The organism is Streptomyces sp. Q2 (assembly GCF_056820935.1).
The window spans coordinates 78,964-98,469 of the sequence record NZ_JBXEJE010000002.1 but is presented as its reverse complement, the minus strand read 5'-3'; the positions used below and the strand labels follow the sequence as shown (position 1 = coordinate 98,469).

General features: G+C 68.0%; 18 protein-coding genes and 1 pseudogene. 5 read left to right on the top strand and 14 right to left on the bottom strand.

Annotated elements, in window-relative coordinates:
• Together ACWBNA_RS02610 and ACWBNA_RS02605 are read left to right on the top strand one after the other, a co-directional pair.
• On the top strand, positions 1 to 960 hold the full coding sequence (locus ACWBNA_RS02610) for a beta-ketoacyl-[acyl-carrier-protein] synthase family protein (RefSeq protein WP_482701851.1): 960 nt from the start codon (positions 1 to 3) through the stop codon (positions 958 to 960).
• 138 nt (positions 961 to 1,098) lie between these two features.
• Complete coding sequence (locus ACWBNA_RS02605) at positions 1,099 to 1,386, top strand: acyl carrier protein (RefSeq protein ID WP_482701849.1); 288 nt, start codon at positions 1,099 to 1,101, stop codon at positions 1,384 to 1,386.
• A gap of 211 nt (positions 1,387 to 1,597) precedes the next feature.
• Here the strand turns inward: ACWBNA_RS02605 and ACWBNA_RS02600 are convergent, their stop codons facing one another.
• From ACWBNA_RS02600 to ACWBNA_RS02570, 7 genes and pseudogenes are all read right to left on the bottom strand, one after another.
• A complete protein-coding gene (locus ACWBNA_RS02600) occupies positions 1,598 to 2,608 on the bottom strand; it encodes an aminotransferase class I/II-fold pyridoxal phosphate-dependent enzyme (RefSeq protein WP_482701847.1) in 1,011 nt (336 codons plus the stop codon).
• Positions 2,609 to 2,708: 100 nt separating this feature from the next.
• Complete coding sequence (gene metX / locus ACWBNA_RS02595) at positions 2,709 to 3,875, bottom strand: homoserine O-acetyltransferase MetX (RefSeq protein ID WP_482701846.1); 1,167 nt, start codon at positions 3,873 to 3,875, stop codon at positions 2,709 to 2,711.
• An 18-nt stretch (positions 3,876 to 3,893) separates the two neighbouring features.
• A complete protein-coding gene (locus ACWBNA_RS02590; RefSeq protein ID WP_482701844.1) occupies positions 3,894 to 4,619 on the bottom strand; it encodes a gamma-glutamyl-gamma-aminobutyrate hydrolase family protein in 726 nt (241 codons plus the stop codon).
• Positions 4,616 to 5,902 (bottom strand): O-acetylhomoserine aminocarboxypropyltransferase/cysteine synthase family protein, encoded by a 1,287-nt coding sequence (locus ACWBNA_RS02585; RefSeq protein WP_482701842.1) that lies wholly within the window; start codon positions 5,900 to 5,902, stop codon positions 4,616 to 4,618. Before ACWBNA_RS02585 ends, ACWBNA_RS02590 begins: the two co-directional genes overlap by 4 nt.
• A 31-nt stretch (positions 5,903 to 5,933) precedes the next feature.
• The gene (locus ACWBNA_RS02580) at positions 5,934 to 7,001 is read right to left on the bottom strand and encodes a fatty acid desaturase family protein (RefSeq protein WP_482701840.1); all 1,068 of its coding nucleotides are present in this window, start codon (positions 6,999 to 7,001) and stop codon (positions 5,934 to 5,936) included.
• A 273-nt stretch (positions 7,002 to 7,274) separates the two neighbouring features.
• Positions 7,275 to 8,471: an ATP-grasp domain-containing protein gene (locus ACWBNA_RS02575; RefSeq protein WP_482702421.1), complete on the bottom strand. Its 1,197-nt coding sequence runs from the start codon at positions 8,469 to 8,471 to the stop codon at positions 7,275 to 7,277.
• Between the two features lie 411 nt (positions 8,472 to 8,882).
• A pseudogene (locus tag ACWBNA_RS02570) lies at positions 8,883 to 9,207 on the bottom strand (IS5/IS1182 family transposase); the annotation flags it as partial.
• A 285-nt stretch (positions 9,208 to 9,492) separates the two neighbouring features.
• Here ACWBNA_RS02570 and ACWBNA_RS02565 point away from each other — a divergent pair.
• Entirely contained in the window at positions 9,493 to 10,755 is a 1,263-nt protein-coding gene (locus ACWBNA_RS02565) for an ATP-grasp domain-containing protein (RefSeq protein WP_482701838.1), read from the top strand.
• 602 nt (positions 10,756 to 11,357) lie between these two features.
• Here the strand turns inward: ACWBNA_RS02565 and ACWBNA_RS02560 are convergent.
• From ACWBNA_RS02560 to ACWBNA_RS02530, 7 genes are all read right to left on the bottom strand, one after another.
• The gene (locus ACWBNA_RS02560; RefSeq protein WP_482701836.1) at positions 11,358 to 11,537 is read right to left on the bottom strand and encodes a lysine biosynthesis protein LysW; all 180 of its coding nucleotides are present in this window, start codon (positions 11,535 to 11,537) and stop codon (positions 11,358 to 11,360) included.
• A complete protein-coding gene (locus ACWBNA_RS02555) occupies positions 11,534 to 12,502 on the bottom strand; it encodes a transketolase family protein (RefSeq protein WP_482701835.1) in 969 nt (322 codons plus the stop codon). The genes ACWBNA_RS02560 and ACWBNA_RS02555 overlap by 4 nt, the downstream gene beginning before the upstream one ends.
• Positions 12,499 to 13,341, bottom strand: a complete 843-nt coding sequence (locus ACWBNA_RS02550) for a transketolase (protein ID WP_482701833.1) — start codon at positions 13,339 to 13,341, stop codon at positions 12,499 to 12,501. The genes ACWBNA_RS02555 and ACWBNA_RS02550 overlap by 4 nt, the downstream gene beginning before the upstream one ends.
• Complete coding sequence (locus ACWBNA_RS02545) at positions 13,338 to 14,633, bottom strand: DegT/DnrJ/EryC1/StrS family aminotransferase (protein ID WP_482701831.1); 1,296 nt, start codon at positions 14,631 to 14,633, stop codon at positions 13,338 to 13,340. Before ACWBNA_RS02545 ends, ACWBNA_RS02550 begins: the two co-directional genes overlap by 4 nt.
• A gap of 43 nt (positions 14,634 to 14,676) precedes the next feature.
• Positions 14,677 to 15,738, bottom strand: coding sequence for a BtrH N-terminal domain-containing protein (locus ACWBNA_RS02540; protein ID WP_482701829.1), 1,062 nt, complete (start codon positions 15,736 to 15,738; stop codon positions 14,677 to 14,679).
• A 1-nt stretch (position 15,739) separates the two neighbouring features.
• Positions 15,740 to 16,150 carry a hypothetical protein gene (locus ACWBNA_RS02535; protein ID WP_482701828.1) on the bottom strand — a complete coding sequence of 137 codons (411 nt, stop codon included), beginning with the start codon at positions 16,148 to 16,150 and terminating at the stop codon, positions 15,740 to 15,742.
• Positions 16,151 to 16,476: 326 nt separating this feature from the next.
• Complete coding sequence (locus ACWBNA_RS02530) at positions 16,477 to 17,211, bottom strand: sulfotransferase-like domain-containing protein (RefSeq protein WP_482701827.1); 735 nt, start codon at positions 17,209 to 17,211, stop codon at positions 16,477 to 16,479.
• A gap of 292 nt (positions 17,212 to 17,503) precedes the next feature.
• Here ACWBNA_RS02530 and ACWBNA_RS02525 point away from each other — a divergent pair, with 292 nt between their 5' ends.
• Positions 17,504 to 18,382, top strand: coding sequence for a RimK family alpha-L-glutamate ligase (locus tag ACWBNA_RS02525; protein ID WP_482701825.1), 879 nt, complete (start codon positions 17,504 to 17,506; stop codon positions 18,380 to 18,382).
• A complete protein-coding gene (locus ACWBNA_RS02520) occupies positions 18,379 to 19,503 on the top strand; it encodes a M20/M25/M40 family metallo-hydrolase (protein WP_482701824.1) in 1,125 nt (374 codons plus the stop codon). The genes ACWBNA_RS02525 and ACWBNA_RS02520 overlap by 4 nt, the downstream gene beginning before the upstream one ends.
• Positions 19,504 to 19,506 lie beyond the last annotated feature (3 nt).

The window sequence follows — 19,506 nt, the reverse complement described above, 5'->3', positions numbered from 1 at the left end:
ATGAAACCGGACGAAACCACCGGTGTGGTTCTGCGTGCCCCCAGGTACGTGCTCGGCGAGACCTCGATGGACCATACGGAGATCGAGGGATTCGCCGACTTCGTCGACCAGCGGCAGATGGTGCCCGACGCCCGGATGTGGGGGTGGGGTGCGGTTCACCGTACGGCACTCGACACGGCCGCTCTCGCCGTACGAACCGGCCGCCGGACCTTGAGCGCGGCAGGCGTCGAGCCGGACGAAGTCGACGCACTCGTACTGTGCTCCACCGTGTTTCCCGCCGACATCGCGGCGCACGGTGAGCTGATCGGGTCGGTCCTCCGTGGGCTGGAGCTCGGGTCCGTTCCGGTTACCGGCATCACGCTGAACCGGTGCGCGAACATGCTCACCGGACTGCAGACCGCCGCCGCGATGGTTGCCGCGGGCCGCCATCGGACCGTGCTGGTGATCACGGCGGACCGGGTGGCCGCCGAATCCGAGCGGCTCTCGGACTTCGCACTGTTCAGCGACGGTGCGGCCAGTTGCCTGGTCACGCGACGGTCGGACGGCGCTTCGGAAACCTACGAATGGGTCGCCGACGCGTCCGCTCAGGATCCGGCCGCGCTCGGCCGGGGCGACGAGATCAGCGCCGATCTGACCAGGATCGCCAACCAGCGCCTGTTCGCCGAGGCCGGCATCGGCATGGAGGCGATCGACGGCCTGCTGCACAACAACCTCTTCCTCCCCGTCGTGACGATGAAGGAAGTGCAGGCCGGTTTCGGCACGTCCCAGTTGGACACGTCGAACATCACCAGGGTCGGACACTGCTTTGCCGCAGACCCGCTGATCAACCTGGTCGACCGGTCGTCCGCCGGAACAGTCCGGGCGGGCGGGCTCTACCTGCTGGCATCGAGTGTGTCCGGGCTGCGGGTGTGCATCCTGCTGCGTGCCGACTCCGCGGAACGGCCGGTGAGTTCCGCATGAGCGCGCCGGCCTCCGGTCGGTCGAAGGCGGCGGGACCGAACAACTCAACCGACAGCTCAGGTCGTTGCGCATACATGAAGGAGTTGCCGAAGTGCAGAAAATGATCATCGCGGCTTCTGTCGTCCAGGGTCGGTCGCAGTGAGTTCCGCGGCCGGCCAGAACCGGACTGTTGACGTCGGTGCGGATCCCGGCACACTGCCGGGGCTGCGGACCATGGTCCGGGAGGTCTTGCGGCTGCCCGAGTCCGAAGAGGTCGACCTGCGGACACCGCGCGAGCTCGGCGCCGGCTCGCTGCAGGCGGTCGCCCTGCAGTTCCGCATTTTCGAGGAGACCTCGGTCAGCGTGGACATGGCCGACCTGGTCGGCGGTTCGCGCATTGCGGACATCGCCGCGCTCATCGACGAGCGCAGGCCGACCATGGAGTAAGGCCCGAGCACAGTTCCGTGAGAGCCGGGGGCAGCGATGCCCCCGGCTTTTCGCGTCTCTCGACGGACGCGTGACATGAGACCTGAGACCTGACACCTGAGACGGTTCTGACCGACGAAGGCGGTCCCCTCTGACCGGGGACCGCCTGTCGGGTTCGACGCCGTGGATCAGCCGCACGGCCTCGTCGAGGAAGAAACGGGCCTCAGCCCGCTCACACGTGCTCCAGCTGGGTCAGAGAGTCCTTGAGGTTCGCCAGCTCCGTGGCGGTAGGCGCCGTCACGCGCAGACCGGACACCCGCCCCGGCTGCCTCCCGTCGAGGGCCCGCACGGCCACACCGTGGTCGAGGAAGAAGCGGTGCCCTTCGACGGGGTCGTCGGTGGCGATGAAGCGGTAGTGGACGGGGACGCCGCGCACCAGGCCGGGGAACCGGTCGCCGATGATCTCCTCCAGGCCGACGGCGTTGCGCAGCAGAGCGGACCGGGTGCGCTCGGCCCATTCGGTTTCGGCCAGGGCGGCCGTCGCCAGCACGGTGTCGACGTGGGAGAGCGTCCAGTTGAGCTTGCGCTCGGCCACCCTGCGGTAGATCTCGGAGTTCAACGTCCAGAGCGCCCCGGTACGCGTGCCGGCGATACCGAAGAACTTGTTCGGAGAGCGCAGCACCACCACGTTCGACAGGCCGCTCTGCGTCATCGAGAGTTCGGCGTGCTCGGGCAGGAACTCGATGTACGCCTCGTCGACGATGAGAACCGAGTCCGGGTTGGCGCGACAGATGTCCACCAGGTCGTCTCGGTGCAGGTAGAAACCCAGTGGATTGTTCGGGTTGGACAGCATGACGTACGGGTGGGTGCGCATCGCCAAGTCCACGCGGTCAAGGCGTGACTGGGGCGTTTCCGCGGTTCCCGACGGAGGGTCGAGATGCGTGGGGAACCAACGAATCGTGTCGGTGTAGTCGGGCGTGATGACGGCGACCTGCTCCGTCGGAAGGAGCTGTGCGAGGACGCGGATGAACTCGGTGATCCCGCGGCCGGGTATCAACCGGTCCGGCGACGCTCCGATGAAGTCCGCGTAGGCCTCGGTGAAGCTCTCCTCGGAGCCGTAGGGGTGCGCGAGGAGGTGCTCCGGCTTGATGGAACGCAAAGCGGCTTCCACGGCAGGAGGAGGGCCGTAGCGGTTCACACAGGTTCCCAGGTCCAGATACTCCCGGTCGGGGAGACTCCTCAAGTCCCCGCCCTGTGCGTCCACTACTGTCGGCGCGTTGTCAATCAAGGCATGTCCCTACAGACGTTGCGGATGATGGATCGAACTGCTTGGTGCGACGGCGTCACACGGCCGGCGGCGCGAGGACGGTGCTCATCTCACGCAGGTATCCGGGGACGTTGAGCAGAAATGCGTCGTGGCCGGCGGGCGAGGTGCTGTCCCGGTGGTGGGTGACCGTCGTCAGTTCGGTGGCCGTCAACTGCGCCAGGAGCGCACTGGTGACGTCCTGGCCGAAGAGGCGGTCCGAAGCGAAGCTGAACACGTGGACCGCCGGGTCGTTGTCCGGTGTGACGGCGTGCGGGCGGTCGAAGGCGCTGAACCGGTCCATCGCGGTCGTCAGGTGGAGATAGCTGTTGGCGTCGAAGCGGTCCACGAACTTGCGGGCCTGGTGTTCCAGATAGCTCTCGATGGCGTAGCGGCCGTGGGCCGGACCGGCGGGTTCGCGACCGGGTTGGACGGCCCGCCCGAACTTGGTCTCCAGCGATTGGAGAGACATGTAGGTGAGATGGGCGACCATCCGCGCGATGCCCAGGCCGTCCCGCGGCCCCTCGATGAGACCGTCCACGTAACGACCGTTGTCGAAGCGCGGATCGGAGCGGATCGCCGCTCTGCCGACCGCGTGGGCCGCCAGGCCGTCGGCGGTGAGACAGGCCGCCGTGCCGATGAGAAAGAAGCGCCCCGCGTCGCCGGGGTGACGCAGGAGCCACTCCAGCGCCTGCATGCCGCCCAGCGAGCCGCCGACCACCGAGTGCAGGCGATGGATGCCGAGATGAGCGAGGAGTGCCCGGTGCACGGTGACCATGTCCGAGACCGTGACCTCGGGAAAGTCGGGGCCCAGCGGGCGGCCGGTCTCCCCCGGGGACAGGGGGCCCGTCGTTCCCGCGCAGCCGCCCAGGACGTTGGCGCTCACGACGTGGAAGGTGTCCGTGTCGATCGGCCGGCCCGGACCGACCATCACGTCCCACCAGCCGGGTATGTCGTCCGGGTCGTGCCGTGCCGGGTGCGAGTCCCCGGTGAGGGCATGGCAGACGAACACCGTGTTGTCGTGGTGGCGTGACGGGGTCCCGTACTCCTCGTAGGCGACCTGCACATGGGAGAGCGAACGGCCCGACTCCAGGACGAGCGGATGTTCCGGAGTGAAGACGGTGGCGATCTTCAGGTGACGGCTGAGGGACGCGGGAAGGCCGAAGGTGGCAGCCCTGTGGTCCTCGATGACGGGAAACGCGTTCAAGTTCTTGTCCTCCAGAAGTCAGCGGCCCGCCGCATGTTTCCGGGCAGCGTCACCGAAAGCGTGGAAGATCTTCCTGGACAGCCAGTCCGTGGTGGCATACCACTCGGGGTGCCACTGCACCGCGAGCCCGAAGGCCCGGCCGTCAGCGACGGACGCCGCTTCGACGACGCCGTCGGGGGCTTCGGCCTCGATCCGAAGTCCCGCCCCCAGACTGTCGATGGCCTGGCCGTGGAGGGAGTTCACCCGTGCCGAACCGGTGCGACCGGTCAGCTCGTACAGCGTTCCGCCCGGACTGATCCGTATCTCGTGTGCGGGCAGGTACTGCTGATCCCGCGGGAGCGAAAGGTCCTCGCGATGAACCGGTGGGTCCAGGGCGCGGAGGGTGCCGCCGTGGGCGACGTTCAGTTCCTGCAGCCCTCGGCAGATGCCGAGGAGGGGAAGACCGGCCTCGACGGCCTTTGGGATCACCGCGAGCGCGAGAGCATCGCGGTCGGGGTCGAAGGGACCGGGCCCGTCCGCCGCCGCGTAGCGTTCCGGGGCGACGTTGGTCTCATGGCCGCCGAGCACCAGTCCGTCGAACCGGTCCAGCTGGGCCACGAAGGTGCGACCGGCCCCCGGGACGAGGACCACGGTGCACTCGGCCACGTCTTCCAGCGCGGCGACGTAGGCGTGACGCACCGCGTGGTGACGCACCTCGTCCCACGTCTCGGCCGAGCATGCGAGGGCGACGAGCGGACGGGTCATGAGCGGTCCAGGGCCTGACCGAGGTCGGTCAGCAGATCGTCGATGTGCTCGATGCCGACGGCCAGCCGTATGGAGCCCTGGGTGACCCCGGCGGCGAGTTGCTCCTGCTCGGGAAGCTGGGCGTGCGTGGTGGAGGCCGGGTGGGTGGCGAGTGAGCGCACGTCGCCGACGTTGGTCACGTGCGAGATCAGCTGGAGCGACTCGATGAACCTGCAGCCGGCTTCGCGTCCGCCGGTCAGCTCGAACTGGACGAGGGGCCCGCCGTTGTCCCCGAAGTAGCGTGCGGCGAGCTGGGCTTGTTCGCCGGTGCTGAGGCTGGGATGGCGCACCGTCCCGACCTTGGGGTGGGTCTTGAGGAAGTCGGCCACCGCGGTCGCGTTCTCCCCGTGGGCGCGCATACGCAGGTGGAGGGTCTCCAGGCCCTGGAGCAGCAGCCAGGCGTTGAAGGGGCTGAGACAGGGACCCAGGTCACGCAACAGGGTCTCGCGGGCCTTGAGCAGGTAGCTGCTCCGGCCGAGCGCACTGTTCAACTCCTTTCCGGTACGCGTCCATACCACCCCGCCATGTGCCGCGTCCGGTTCCGTGAGCAGCGGATGACGGCCCGCGTGCGCCTCCCAGTCGAAGCGGCCGGAATCGAGGACGAGCCCACCGAGGGTCGATCCGTGGCCCCCGATGTACTTGGTGGCGGAATAGACCAGGATGTGGGCGCCGTGTCGTATGGGCCGGCACACGTACGGGACCATCGTGTTGTCGAGGACCAGCGGCACACCCGCCTGCTCGCCGAGTTCGGCGACGGCCTCGATGGGGAAGACACTCAGCCGCGGGTTGGGCAGGGTCTCACCGAAGTAGCAGCGGGTGCGTTCGTCCGTGGCGGCGGCGAAGTTCTTCGGATCGGAGGGGCTGACGAACCGAGTCTCGATACCGAACCGCTTGAAGGTGTTGGCGAGCAGGTTCCACGTACCGCCGTACAGCTCGTTGGAGCTGACGATGTTGTCCCCGGCCTGACACAGATTGAGCAGCGCGATGGAGATCGCCGCCTGCCCGGAGGCGACGGCGAGCCCGGCCGCGGCCCCGTCCACCGCGGCCATGCGCTCTTCGAGCACATCGCACGTGGGGTTGTTCAGCCGTGTGTAGGCATGTCCGTCCTGCTGCAGGTCGAATATCCCGGCCGCGTCGGCCGTGCTGGGCAGTTCGTACGCGGAGGTCTGGTAGATCGGCGTGACGACCGGCGGTGTGATGCCGAGCCGCCATTCGTATCCGCCGTGGATGGCCGCTGTCTCCACGGCACGGAATGCTTTGCGTTGTGCGGGTACCTCAGGCCGGGACACCGTTGTCCTCCTCGTCTCGGACCATGGAGCGGACGATCGCGGTGATTGCGCTGGGCTGCCCCTGTGGACCGCGGTGCCACAATCCGCCGAACTGGGCGTCCACCTCTGCGTACTCGGGGTCGCGCATCCGTATCTCGCGTGCCTGGGACAGCTTGTAGAAGGGCGTGCGCGGGTCGAGATGGTGTTCCAGGTGGAAGTGGTCGTTGTGGATCCCGGTGAGCAGTCGCTCCCAGAGGCGACTCTTGCGATTGCGTGTCATGTAGAGGTCCACCGAGGAGTCGCGCACCAGAGGGGTGTGCTCCGACAGCTCGATGTACCAGCCCAGGATCTGAAAGCTCGTCAAGTACGGGATGACCCAGAACAGCAGCAGTCCGACGAACCAGTCTCCGTACCAGGCCGCGCCCGCGACCGTCGCCCAGAACACCCAGAAGCCGACCCCGTCGAGAATCCGCTTTCGCCGTTGCACAGGATTCGCGGGGCCCGACGACTTCTCCGCCCCGGTGAGCACCCGGTAGCGATTGCGGACGAGATAGCGGATATAGCCCCACGTCTGCGAACCGAGCAGCGGCATGAGCACCACCCGCCGTATGTACGTCGGCGCCGCGGCCTTCTCGTATGCCCCCTGCTCGATGAAGAACCGCAGATCGGGATCGAGGTCGGGGCTGCCGAGGCGCGGGTGGTGCGTGTAGACGTGCGACACCTTGTACGCGTAATGCTGCTGAAAGATCGGGTATGCGGTCAGCACGGTACCGACGGCCATCTGCAGATGGCGGTTCGCTATGCCCACCCCGTGCGCGCAATCATGAAGAATCGTGGACAGACCGCGCTGCCTGGCACCGATGATGAGGACTGCCAAGGGATAGAACCCATACGAGCCGTAGACGCACAGCAGAACACAGCCGGCCATCCACACCAGGTCCTTGAACCACGCCAGCAGTGCATGCCAGTTGTCAGGCGCGTTCAACGCCTTCAGGTCGCGTGCCACGTCCGGCGGGAAGCGATACATGGTGTATCGCCGGCCGGTGTACGCCCAATTTGTTGTGTCAGTGCTCACTCGCCCTCCTTTCCTCCACCTCGTTGGCGGCTTTTTCCTGTTCAGAGTTCAGGGGAGCGGCCATGCATTTCCATGCCCGCCGAAGGGACACTACGGGCACGCCGGTACCGTGCACCTCCGCGACAAACGCATTCGCGGCGACGTGTCACGTTGACTTTCCTCTCCTGCGGCTGTGGATTTCGCTTACCACTCGATCCGGGCGCCGGCCGTGCGATGCGGGGTCGCGTTCGCGTGCCCACCGCCCGCTCGGCCCCAGCTCCTGCCGCTGGTTGCTCAGTTCGCCGGCGGTTGCGCCGTGATGCGGTAATCGACCTTGTTCCGGACGGTCTCCACACGCTCACGCAACTGAGTCACGGAATCGGCGGTGACCGCGAAGCGCAGGAAGAAGTTCTCCTGCTCCAAATCGGTGATCTGGTAGCCGTTGGTGATCTGTGCGCCGACTACGCCGGGTAGTTCGCGCAGATCATCCACTGTGGTGCTGACCTCGACAGTGCCGAGCTCGTCGCCTTCCATGTCGATCCAGCCGATGATCGGCCGGTCGCGAAGCGGAATCGGTCGATCCAGCGTGAATTCACCCAGTGCCATGGAGACGAATGCCTCGATCGAGTCGATCCCGCTGATCTCGCGGACCGCTGCGGGGATCATGCCGCCGCCGGGGCGCGGGTTGATCTCTATGAGCTCTGTCCGACCGTCTTCGGTGGCCCGGCCCTCGAAGTGCAGCCAGAACTGGTCGAGACGGAGATGAGTGCAGAGCATGGTGATCCTCTCGCACAGGACGCGCACACCCTCACGCACATGATCCTGCTGAGGCGGATGAAACTCGAGTCCCGCATCGTGGTGCCTGATGTCGTCGTGCTCGGGCTTCTCGACCGCCAGGAGCGGATGGAAACGGCCGTCGACGACAAGACCGTCCACGGAGAACTCAACACCGGGCAGGTACTCCTCGATGATCAACTCGGTGTCGGCAAGGCCGGCTTCGGCCAGGCGGCGCCGGTAGGCGAGAAGCTCGTCCGGACCGTCCACTCGGCTGACCAGACGTGAGGCCCCGGAATCACGTGAGGGTTTGACGATGGCGGGGAAGAAGTCCACTGCCGCCGGATCGCCGGAGAAGCGCATGTCGGACAGTCCCAGGGCCTGCATGTGCTCTCGGACCAGCACTTTGTCGAGCAGCACATGGCGACTCTCGTCAGCACCCGGAAGGTCGTAGTGCGTGGCTACAGCCACCTGCCAGGGCGACAACGATTCGAGCATGTTGACGACGGCGATGGGGGCGATGCCACGCTGTTCAAGCCGGGTCGGGAGTACGGACAGGTCATCGCTCTCCCAGTCGACCACGACATGGTCGTCGCATGTGTCTCGGTGGCGATTGTCAGGAAGCTCGGAGACCAGCACCGAACGCAGACCGCGGGCTCGCAGTTGTTCGGCGGCAAGGGCCACGCTGCCGAAGTGTTGCCTGGAGAAAATGAGCACGGATTTCAAGCCGCGACCTCCTGGAGTATCGTGTTCGGCAGTGATGATCGATTCCTTGGCGAAACAGTGAGCGATCGTCTGATGACCGACCCGACCCTCCGCTCAGGGAGAGACGGAGCCGGTTTCGGGTACAACCCACTCGCCGAAGCAGGAAGTCGGAGAGACAGCGCGAATCCCGCTGCTCATCGACCCTGCCGGCAATTGGGTGACCGGACGACACAACCGATCTGCCGGACCGAAGAGAACGGTAGAACCGCGCAGACACCATGCGCGTCCGCGAGAAGTTCATTCGCGGGGACACATTGCGTTGACCTTCTCTCCTGCGGATAAGCATCTCGCTTACTCCGACGTGACCTCTTCCGTGCCACTCTCGATACCGGTCCGGACGTTTCTTGACATGGTGCGGTGGACGCCCCCGGCGATCACGGTGGTGTCGCCGACCGCGGCTTTCGCCCTGGCCGGCTCCCACGCCTTGCAGTCATTGCGGTTGCCGGAGCAACGGTGGTTCTTCGACTGCGCGATCAGCACGGTATTCCTGCGGAACCTCCTGCGTTGCCGGAAGGCGGGCGACGGCGAGTGGCCGATGATGCAGTCGGCGGCAGACCTGGACTCCCCAGGACAGCGGTGCCGGTCGGCGCAGGGTCAGGTTTGTCACCCGTAGGTCGGCGACCAAGAGCACGCGGCCCTCCAGCGGCCGGCTCCACGGTCGGCCCTTGCACACCGGATCCACACCCTCACTTTCAGCCGGGTGGGGGTCTTGTCAGGCGGGTGCGTCGTGGGGGACGAGCTTGTCGCGGACGCGCGGGGTGCGGGTGGGTTCGCAGGTCGCGTCCCAAAGCGGCCTGCTCGGCTGTGCCCTCCTATCAACCGGCCCTTCCCCGGCGGGGGTTGGGCGTTTCCGGGTGTCCCTGCGGCCGCGTGGCGGTCCGATCGTCTTTCGTGAGGGCCCCGAGTCGAGTCACCGGTGCGACCCGGATCCACCTCTTAGGACCAGCCCAACTCGGAAGGGAAGTGGCCAACGATGCCGACAGACCTCGGTACGCCAACGAAGCGCGTGGCGATTGTCGACGCCTACTCGACGGGGAGCCTCCTGCCGCCCGTACTGGAGCAGTACGACATCCAGTGGGTGCATGTCCGGTCGCCCAACCCGGACATCCTCCTGTCGAGCGCCCCTGAGACATTCCTCGACGACATTCGCCATTTCGGCGACGTCGCGGCCACAGCGTCCGTACTGCGCAAGCATGAAGTCACCCATGTGATCGCGGGCCAGGAGGCGGGTGTCGAACTGGCCGACCAGCTCTCCGCCGAACTCGGCACCCCCGGCAACGGGATGAGCCGACCGACTGCCCGCCGCAACAAGTACGAGATGGCCATGGCATTGCGCGATGCCGGCCTGGCACACGCGGCCAGCGTGGTCTCGAGCGATGTCGACGAGATCGTCGCGTGGGCCGAGAGGACAGGCTATCCAGTCGTCCTGAAACCGGTCGCCAGCTCCAGCACGGACAACGTAGTGGCATGTTCGTCCCCGGAACAGGCTCGCGCTGTCCACAAAAAAATCATGAACAGCACCGACCGTCATGGGATGCCCAACACGACGGTGCTCGCACAGGAGTTCCTGGAAGGGGAGGAATACTTCGTCAATACCGTCAGTCGTGGTGGCAGGCACCACACTGTCGAAATTTGCCGATATTACAAACTTCGCATCCCCGGCGGCCACATCATCTCCGACTACAACGAGCCGCTGTCGCCTGACGATCCGGTCGCCAGAGAGCTGGAGTCCTACACCCACCGGGTGCTCGACGCCCTGGAGGTGCACAACGCGGCCGGTCACACCGAGGTCATGCTGACCTCCAGGGGACCGGTGCTGGTCGAGAGCGCCGCACGCATGGGCGGTGGCCAGGTTCCGGACATCAACACACGCTGTTACGGCACCAACCAGGTGGAGCTCCTCGCTCTGTCCGTGGCGAAACCGGACGAGTTCGACCGCCTGCCCACCACCGCCTACCAGATTCTGGAACACCATCGTTTCGTGCATCTCATCAATCCGAGGGACCACGGCATCATCCCGTCTCACGAGGCGATGGCCGCCATCCGCACGCTACCGTCCCACGTCTTCACCGTCATGAGGCATTCGGAAGGGAAGTCGCTTTCCCGGACGATCGATATCGCCACACAGCCGGGCTTCGTCTTTCTCATGTCCGACGAGCCGGCACAGGTTCTCGCCGACTATCAGAAACTGCGAGAGATCGAACGGGACTATCTCTACGGCAACAGCCCCCGATAGGGGGTCTTCAGAAGAAGTAGCCATGCCTGCACGGCATCCACGGGATTCGTCATCCGTGTGATCGCCGTGCAGCGGCGTGTTCGGGCTCAGGTGATGTCAGCACAGGAGCTGACCGTGAGCAGCGCCCGCACGAGCGCCGGCGGAGTGACGGCGAGCGTCCAGGAGTGTGGTTGCACACCAGTGGGCCCGCAGCACCAGATCTGCGGGCCCAAAGGCCGTCCCGGTACGGGCGCCCAGGCGAGCTGGGGCGTATCAGACACGTCACGAGGAAGCGGAACCGGTCCGCATGGGCCGACTCTGAAAGCCTGCCGCTGAAGGACCGGGTCCTGATGAGCGCTCGCGCTCAGAGCGCGGTGAAACCCGTGATGTCACCGGGCTCGCAGAGCGACGTGGTGACGAGATGGTCACCGTCTTCGGACTGGATCGAACTCCCCGCCGGACCACTTCTTGGTCCCTGAAGGTGTCGAGCCTGAGATCCTCCCCGTTCTCAGCAAAGCGAGCCCAGTCGCCTTGAGGGAGGATTCACTTGACGGGGCAGGGAGATCGCCCCTTGAAAGTGCTTCAGATTCAAGGGGCGTTGCCAGGCGGGTTGCCTCGGACGACTACTCGCCCCAGTCCTCTTCGACGTCGGGCGCGAGGGCGAGCACCGTGGGGTTCAGCGCCACGATCTCCAGTTCGCTTCGGCAGCCCACGCAGTCCAGAATCTCGTTGAGCCGCACCGAATCGCTGATCTGTACCGGCTCCTCGCACTCCGGGCAGGCCTGCGCAGTGGTCGTGGTCATGAGATGTACTCCTTCTGATCGGTCTTACCGGAGCGGGCCGCCGTGTCGAGGGCGGTACGGACCGCCCTCACGACCCGCTCCGCGGTGAGGTCGTAATGTGCGACGAGGTGTTCCTGGTTGCCCACCTCGTCGACGAACTGATCCGGCATGCCCAGCCTCAACACCCGCGTGGGCGCCGCCTCCGCGAGCGTCTCGGCCACCGCGCCGCCGAGGCCGCCGCTGCGCCAGTGCTCCTCCAGCGTCACCACGAGCGAGGCCGGCCGGGCCGCGGCCACCAGCGTCTCCGCGTCGAACGGCCGCAGGGTGTGCATGTTCAGCACGGTGGCCTCGATGCCGTGCCCGGCGAGGACATCGGCTGCCGCGAGGCAGGCGAGCACCGGGTACGGGCCGCAACTCGCGAGCACCACGTCGCCGCCCTGCCGCAGCGTCTGCGCCTTCCCGATGACCGGGGGCGGGGCCGCGGGCAGTGCCGGGGTCGGTTTGCGGCCGAGCCGGACGTAGAGCGGTCCGGTCAGGTCCAGGCTCTGCTCGACGAACGCCTCCGTGGCGGCGGCGTCGGCAGGCACCACCACGGTCATCGAGGGCAGTACCCGCAGCACGGCGAGGTCTTCCAGGGCGTGGTGCGTCGGACCGAGGTGGCCCGCGGCGAGACCGCCGTGGGTGGCCATGATGCGGACCGGCAGCCGGTTGTAAGCGATGTCGATCTTGATAGGTTCCAGTGCCCGGGACGCGGCGAAGGCGGCCATGGTGTTGACGAACGGGATCCGCCCGCACGCGGCCATCCCGGCGGCCACGCCCATCAGGTTGTGCTCGGCGATGCCGAGGTTGAGGTACTGCTCGCCGGCCGCCGCGGCGTGCTCGGCGTTGAACAGTCCGGTGTCGGAGTCCAGGCACATCAGTTCGGGATGCCGCTTCAGCAGGGGAAGCAGGGTGTCCCGGTACGCCTCCCTGGTCGCGCGGCTCATCCGGAGTCCTCCGTGGCTCGTAGCGCGCGGACCGCCCGCGCGTGGTTGCGCGGTGACAGCGTCACGTAGTGGCTGGCGCTGCGGCCGGCGAGGAACGGGAGCCCCTGGCCCTTGACCGTGCGCGCGATCAGCACGCTCGGCTTGCCCGGTTCCCACGGCGCGGCGCCGAGATGGTCCGCCAGTTGGTCCGGGTCGTGGCCGTCCACGTCGCGGACCGCCCAGCCGAAACTGCGCCAGCGGTCGGCCAGCGGTTCCATCGGCGCGATGCCGTCGGTGGCACCGGTCAGCTGCAGTCCGTTGCGGTCCACCACCACGACCAGCCGGTCGAGGCGCAGCGACGCGGCCGCGATGGCCGCCTCCCACACCGAGCCCTCCTGGAGCTCGCCGTCGCCGAGCAGGACGAAGGTGCGCGCGTCACGGCCGGCGTACCGGGCGGCCAGCGCGAACCCGCAGCCCAGCGCGAGTCCGTGACCGAGCGACCCGGTCGGCAGCTCCACACCGGGCACGGCGCGCACCGGATGGCCCATCAGCCTGCTGCCGGGGCGTCCGTATCCGGCGAGCTCGTCGACCGGGAAGAAGCCCCGTTCGGCCAGCGTCGCGTAGAGGCCGACGGCGGCGTGGCCCTTGCTGAGCAGGAAGCGGTCGCGATCCGGGTCGTCCGGCCGCCGCGGGTCCACGTTCAGCACCGAGAAGTACAGCGCGGCGAGCACGTCGGCGCAGGAGAACGCGCCGCCGAGGTGGCCGCCTTCGGGACCCGCGCACATGTCGACGACGTGGGAGCGGATGCGTGCGGCGATCGTGCCCAGGGTGTCCCGCTCCAGGACCTGAGTGACCGTCATGAGGCCGCCTTCGCGAGCGTGGCCACCATCTCGCTGTTCGCCCAGACCTTCTCGAAGGCGTCCGCGTACAGGCCGAGCAGTTCGCCCGACGCCGGGTGGAGGTGGCGTTTCTGGATGGTCAGGGAGTCGGCGATGACCGCGCGGGTCACCGGGTAGCCCTCGCCCTCGGCCGTTCCGGGCGCGCCGGTCACGGACCACGGGTGGCCCGAGCCGAAGCCGAGGCGGTCCACGAACACCTTCTGGTCCGGCAGCGGCATGAGCTGGTACTGCGACATCGGGACGCCCTCGGCGCGCAGCAGCCGCCGCAGCGCCGAGCGCAGCGCCTCCGGTCGCACTCCCCGCAGGCCGAACGCGGCCGGGTCGAACCGGAACCGCAGGATGTGCCAGGCGTGGGTGGTGTCCGGCAGCGCGGTCGGCACCTGCAGACCGGGCAGCTTCGAGAGCCGGGCGAGGAACGCGGTGACGTTGTGCTGCCGCGCGCGCTCGTAGTCGTCGAACCGGGCGAGCTGCGCGGAGGTGAACGCGGCCTGGAGGGCGTTCATCTTGTAGTTCCAGCCCAGGCCGTAGGACACGTAGTCGCGCTCGCGACCGCTCTCGATCACCTCACCGAACTGCCTGCCCCGGCGCATCGCCTCGGCCAGCTCGGCGTTGCGGGTCACCACCAGGCCGCCTTCACCACAGGTCGGAATGTTCTTGCTGACCTGGAGGCTGAAGGCGCCCGCGTCGCCGATCCCGCCGACCGGCCTGCCGCGGTGGGTGGCCCCGGGAGCCTGTGCGGCGTCCTCGATCACCGCGAGGCCGTGCTTGCGCGCGATCGCGGTGATCCGGTCCATGTCGGCGGGCGCGCCGTGCAGGTGCACGGGGATGATCGCCTTGGTCCGGTGGGTGATCCGGCGCTCCACGTCGTCGGGATCGATGTTGAAGGTGACCGGGTCGATGTCGGCGAACACGGGAACGGCCATCTGGTGCACCGGCGCGAGCCCGGTGGCGATGAAGCTGAGCGCGGGCACGATCACCTCGTCCCCCGGCCCGACGCCGAGCGCGGCCAGCGCGAGGGCCAGTGCCGCGGTGCCGTTCGACACCGCCACGCAGTGGTCGAAGCCGAACCGCCGGGCCCAGTCCTCCTCCAGAACGGACACCGGGTTCACCCCGTCCGTGTCGGAGACCAGTCTCGCGCTGTCGAGCGCGTCGAGGACGGCCTTGCGGTCCTCGTCCTCGACCAACGGCCACTGCACACGGCGTCGGTCCCTCGGCACGGACGCCGTACCGCCGAACGCTGCCAGCTTGCTCATCACTCTCCACTCCACAGGGTCACGGTGTTTGGTGCGTACGCGGTCACAGCCGCGCCGCCGCCGCGCCGACGGCATCGACCGCACGCGCGTACGTGCCGCGCAGCCTCGTGGCGTGGTGCGCGATGTCGGGAGCGACCGCGCGCGGGTCCTCCAGCCCGTGCGCACCGGTGAACCGCAGTCCGGTCCACGCGTGCGCGACGGCCTCGACCGCGCGTCCCGCACCGGCGAGTGCCGGATCGCCCCATTGGTGGCCGCAGCGACGCAGCAGTTCACCGTGCAGCGACGCCTGCGCCTGCATGCCCCAGCCGAACGGATACAGCTCACGCAGCGCGCCGGCGTCCGAGGCCCGGCACCGGTCGAGGAGTTCCGCGGCGAACGCGTCGAATCCGGCGAGACCGGTACGGGCGGAGCTGTCCGGGGGTGCCGTGGTGAAGCCGTCGACGTCGGTGCGCAGGAAGTCGCCGAGCAGCTCGGGCGTCAGGGGTGCGGGCGGGGCGTCGAGGCGGACGTCGAGACAGCGCCGGCCGATCCGCGCGTCGCTGAAGAAGGCGTCCTGGACGTCGGTCGGGTTCGCCGAGCCCCAGCTGCGCAGGAACTCCCGGATCGGGACGGCACCGCGGAAGGCGGGCGGCATCGCGTCCGAGACGTAGACCACCCCACGGGCCTCGTCCAGGCCGTAGATCACCACGAGGTGCGCGGCGTGCACGTCTCCGTACGCGGGCCGGAACGGCAGGTGGAAGTTGTCCACGGCGGCGATGACCAGCCGGTTGTCGGCCAGCGTCTCGCGCACCTCCCGCCAGACGTCGCTCTCGTCGGCGGGCTGCCACCAGCGCGCGCGCAGTTCGTGGTGCGGTGCCAGGGCGGCACCGAGGTCCGCGCCCCCGGACTCGTCTGTGGGGCAGGGGTAGTAGAACTCCTCGGACCTGACGTCACCCGGCAGGTGCAGGAACCGCCAGCCGGCGCCGAGCACGGACAGCGGATCGACGCCCTCGCGTGCCAGCACCGAACCGAACGTGGCCTGCAGGCAGCTGATGAGGTCGCGGTACCACCACTCGGGTTCCGGTCCGGTGATCATGTACGTCCGTGCCGTCATGTCGACGGTCATGTCAGGGCTCCGTCCGCTGGAGGGTGACCGCGAAGACATGCACCGCGACGTTGCGGGGCAGCAGGACGCCGGTCAGGCCGGCCCGCCGGGTGACCGGCACGCGCTGCGCCCACATGACCGCCGGGACGCCTCGTTGCACGTGGTGCGGGTAGTGCATGACGAGGCTCTCGAACGCCTTGACCTCGCCGAACCACGCGGGCGCCGCCCAGAAGTCGGAGACCCGCAGCGGTTCCGCGTCGACGGAGCCGTCGGCGAAGTTCAGCTCGACGGTCTCCTCGCAGCGCCGCTCGGACGCCGCCAGGACATGGATCCAGTCGTAGCGGCCCTCGGGGACGCGGATGAACTGTCCGGCACAGCGGACGTTGTCCGGTCCGTCGCAGACCGGAGGAAATTCGAAGGGAACGCCGTCCACGTGGACGAGACTCCTGCCCGCCGGCAGGTATTCGGCCGCAAACGAGTTTCTCCACACATTGAATGCCCCCGCTTTTGTCTCCGTCGCCGCGGAGATGGCTGTGTTGTTGCGATGGCCGGAGATGTCGACCGGATCGCACAGCCTCGTTATGGCGGAGGACACCGAAATGCCCGTCAAGTGATCCACCTCACTGAAACGCCGTTATGCATGTCAGACCTGGTCCGCTGATTTCACGCTGAACGTCCGCACCGCGATGACGTGGCATGTGCGCATCGCCGTTGCGGTGTGATCGCCGGGTAATCCCGCTGACTGTTCCGGCCGCCTCGTCACGGCCGCAGCGCGACGGCGCGCAGCTTCTCGTAGTACGGCAGGTGGTAGTCGCGGTAGGCCCGCAGCGTCGGGTCCGCCGCGACCGCCTCGGCTTTGCCGCTCGAACCGCGCGTGAATCCGGCGGTCTCACTGGTCGACTTGTGCCACTTGCTGGTCGTCTGCCATTCCGACCGCATGCCCGGCTTCCAGCTCAGCGCCTCGGGGAGGAAGGGGATGCCCACCGCCGAGCAGTACGCCCGCACGGTCTCGGCCGGCCGGTCGAGCAGGTCGTCGGAGTCGATCACGACCGGCGTGGTTCCGGTGGCGTCCTGCACGGCGGCGAAGATCTCGTACAGCCGCGCGAAGCCGATCTCGTCGCGGCCCAGGTCCGGGTTGAGCGCGTGATGCGAGGCGATGGCCTCGGCCGGGTCCCGGATGATGAAGGTGTGGGTCGCACCCGACAGGAAGGCCTGGTCGGCGAGGAGCGCCGGGTAGTGGAAGTCGGTGGTGTCCTTGAAGAACACCGGCTTGTGCGATGCGACGGCACGGAGCGCCGCGAGGACGTCCTCCTCGGTGCGCGCGACCCGGTCGGCGACCTCCACCTCGCCGAAGTCGACCACTCGGGAGAACGGCTCGTGCACGACGAGGCGGTCGTCCCGCTCCGTCATCATCCGCGCGAACGCGGTGGAGCGGCAGCGCGGCGCGCTCCACAAAGCGAGCACCGGTATCCGCTCCGATGTGTGTTCCACCATTTCCCCCTCGTCTTGGGCACGGCTGGGTGCAGCCGAACGAAAAGCGCGCGGCGAGCCAATGCGGCAGGTATGCGAATCCCGTCAAGCGTGGCACGGGTGTGACCGGAGCCGGGTAAGCAGACTTCGCAGTCGCAGGGGTTGAAAGTCAACGCGATGCGTCCCCGTTCATGAACTTGTCGCGGACGCGCACGGTGCCGGATCGCTCGTAGTTTCCTTTTCACGCGGCAGGCCGGTCATGCCGTCCGGTCAACCAGTGGTCCTCATACGCCAGTGGTCCTAATACGGAGGTCACGTGTCAGCGACACCAGAGCGCCCAGGTGACGGCAGGATCGCCGTACTCGCCAGCAGGGTCGCTGCGGACGAGAAAAGGCTGTTCGACGCATTCGACCGGCGCGGTGTCCCTTTCGACCACGTCGACACGCGCCGGCAGTGGTTCGTGGCCGGTCGGCGTGCCCTGCCCTGGGGTTACGCGCTGAACCGGGAGATCGGTCAGGTCCGCGCGGCGTACGCGGCACGCTGCCTCACCGCGGCGGGAGTCGAGGTGGTCAACAGCGCGGACGCGACCGAGGTGTGCGGCGACAAGTGGCTCACCACCCTGGCCCTGGAGTCAGCCGGGCTGCCGACACCGCGCACCGCGCTCGGCCTCACTCCGCAGGCCGCGCTGGCCGCCCTGGACTCCATCGGCTACCCGGCGCTGATCAAGCCGTTGGTCGGCTCGTGGGGCCGGCTGGTGGTTCCGCTGGCCGACCGTTCCAGTGCGGAGGGCGTGCTCGAATACGTCGCCGCGCTGCCCGGCCCGCAGTCGCACCTCGGGTACGTGCAGGAGCTGATCGACAAGCCGGACCGGGACATCAGGGTGATCGTGGTCGGTGGCGAGGTGCTGGGCGCCGTCTACCGGACCGGTGAGGCGTTGCGCACCAACGTGGCGCTCGGCGGGCAGGCCAAGCCGTGCGAGGTGACACCGGAGATCAACAAGTTCTCGGTCGACGCCGCCGCGGCGGTCGGAGCCGACATCGCCGGTGTCGACCTGATCGAGGACCGTGACGGCCGGCTGCTGGTGCTGGAGGTCAACCACCGGGTGGAGTTCAGCGGTTTCCAATCCGCGCTCGGCGACCGCGTCGATGTCGCGGACCACATCGTCGGCCATCTACTGGAACGAGCCCAACGATGAACGTGGCGTTCACTTCCTCCGGCAGCGTCACCGAGACCTACGCGCTCGGACTGCTGCGCAGGATGCTGGAGATCCCCTCCGTGTCCTACCACGAGCGTGCGCTGGCCGACTACCTGGCCGAAGCGATGACGAACCTGGGTTTCCAGGCGCACATCGACGGGGTCGGCAACGTCGTCGGCGTGATCGAACGCGGTGACGGCCCCACGGTGATGCTGCTGGGGCACATGGACACCGTCTCGGGCCATGTCCCGGTCCGCTCCGAGGACGGCAGGCTCTACGGCCGGGGCGCGGTGGACGCGAAGGGACCGCTCGCGGCGATGATCTGCGCGGCGGCCGGCGCGGTGGACTTCCGCGGGCGGATCGTGGTGATCGGCGTCGTCGAGGAGGAGACCCCGCGCTCCCGCGGCGCGATGGCGATCCGGGCCACCCACGACCGGCCGGACGCGCTGATCATCGGCGAACCGAGCGGCTGGTCGAGCGTGGTGCTCGGCTACAAGGGCAAGCTGGATCTGCGCTACACCGTCAGATGTCCCGCCACGCACCCCAGCAACCCGGAACCGAAGGCGTCCGAACTGGCCGTCGCCTGCTGGCAGGCGCTGGTCGAGCTGCTCGGGCCGGACGCGAGCCACGGCGTGTTCGCCCAGCCGGGCGCGACGCTCTGTCAGCTCAACGCCGATCTGACCACGGCGACGGCGGACCTCAGCGTCCGCATACCGCCGGGATTCGACGTCGACGGGCTGGTGCGCGGGCTGCGTGACCGTCTGCCGGCCGGCCACCTCGAAGTGCTGAACTCGGTGGCCGCCTGCCGGGTGGGCCGGGCCGACCCGGTGGTCCGCGCGTTGGTGTCCGGTGTCCGCCGACTGCGCGCCCAGCCGCGTCTGGTGGTGAAGACGGCCACCTCGGACATGAACACCCTCGCCGAGGTCTGGGACATCCCGATGGCGACCTACGGACCGGGCGACAGCAGCCTCGATCACGCCGACGACGAGCACATCATCCTCTCGGACTTCGTGCGCGGCATCGACGTGCTCACCCTTGCCGTCTCGGAGTTGGCACACCTGCCCGTCCGCCCGGACGAGCGGGCGACCGACGCGCGGCAGCCCGAAGGGAGTCTCACGTGACCG

Excerpts from the sequence above, each read along its gene's own strand:
- ACWBNA_RS02610 (WP_482701851.1), top strand. The coding sequence starts at position 1 with ATGAAACCGGACGAAACCACCGGTGTGGTTCTGCGTGCCCCCAGGTAC.
- ACWBNA_RS02590 (WP_482701844.1), bottom strand. The coding sequence starts at position 4,619 with ATGACCCGTCCGCTCGTCGCCCTCGCATGCTCGGCCGAGACGTGGGAC.
- ACWBNA_RS02565 (WP_482701838.1), top strand. The coding sequence starts at position 9,493 with ATGCCGACAGACCTCGGTACGCCAACGAAGCGCGTGGCGATTGTCGAC.
- ACWBNA_RS02560 (WP_482701836.1), bottom strand. The coding sequence starts at position 11,537 with ATGACCACGACCACTGCGCAGGCCTGCCCGGAGTGCGAGGAGCCGGTA.
- ACWBNA_RS02555 (WP_482701835.1), bottom strand. The coding sequence starts at position 12,502 with ATGAGCCGCGCGACCAGGGAGGCGTACCGGGACACCCTGCTTCCCCTG.
- ACWBNA_RS02550 (WP_482701833.1), bottom strand. The coding sequence starts at position 13,341 with ATGACGGTCACTCAGGTCCTGGAGCGGGACACCCTGGGCACGATCGCC.
- ACWBNA_RS02545 (WP_482701831.1), bottom strand. The coding sequence starts at position 14,633 with ATGAGCAAGCTGGCAGCGTTCGGCGGTACGGCGTCCGTGCCGAGGGAC.
- ACWBNA_RS02540 (WP_482701829.1), bottom strand. The coding sequence starts at position 15,738 with ATGACCGTCGACATGACGGCACGGACGTACATGATCACCGGACCGGAA.
- ACWBNA_RS02530 (WP_482701827.1), bottom strand. The coding sequence starts at position 17,211 with ATGGTGGAACACACATCGGAGCGGATACCGGTGCTCGCTTTGTGGAGC.
- ACWBNA_RS02520 (WP_482701824.1), top strand. The coding sequence starts at position 18,379 with ATGAACGTGGCGTTCACTTCCTCCGGCAGCGTCACCGAGACCTACGCG.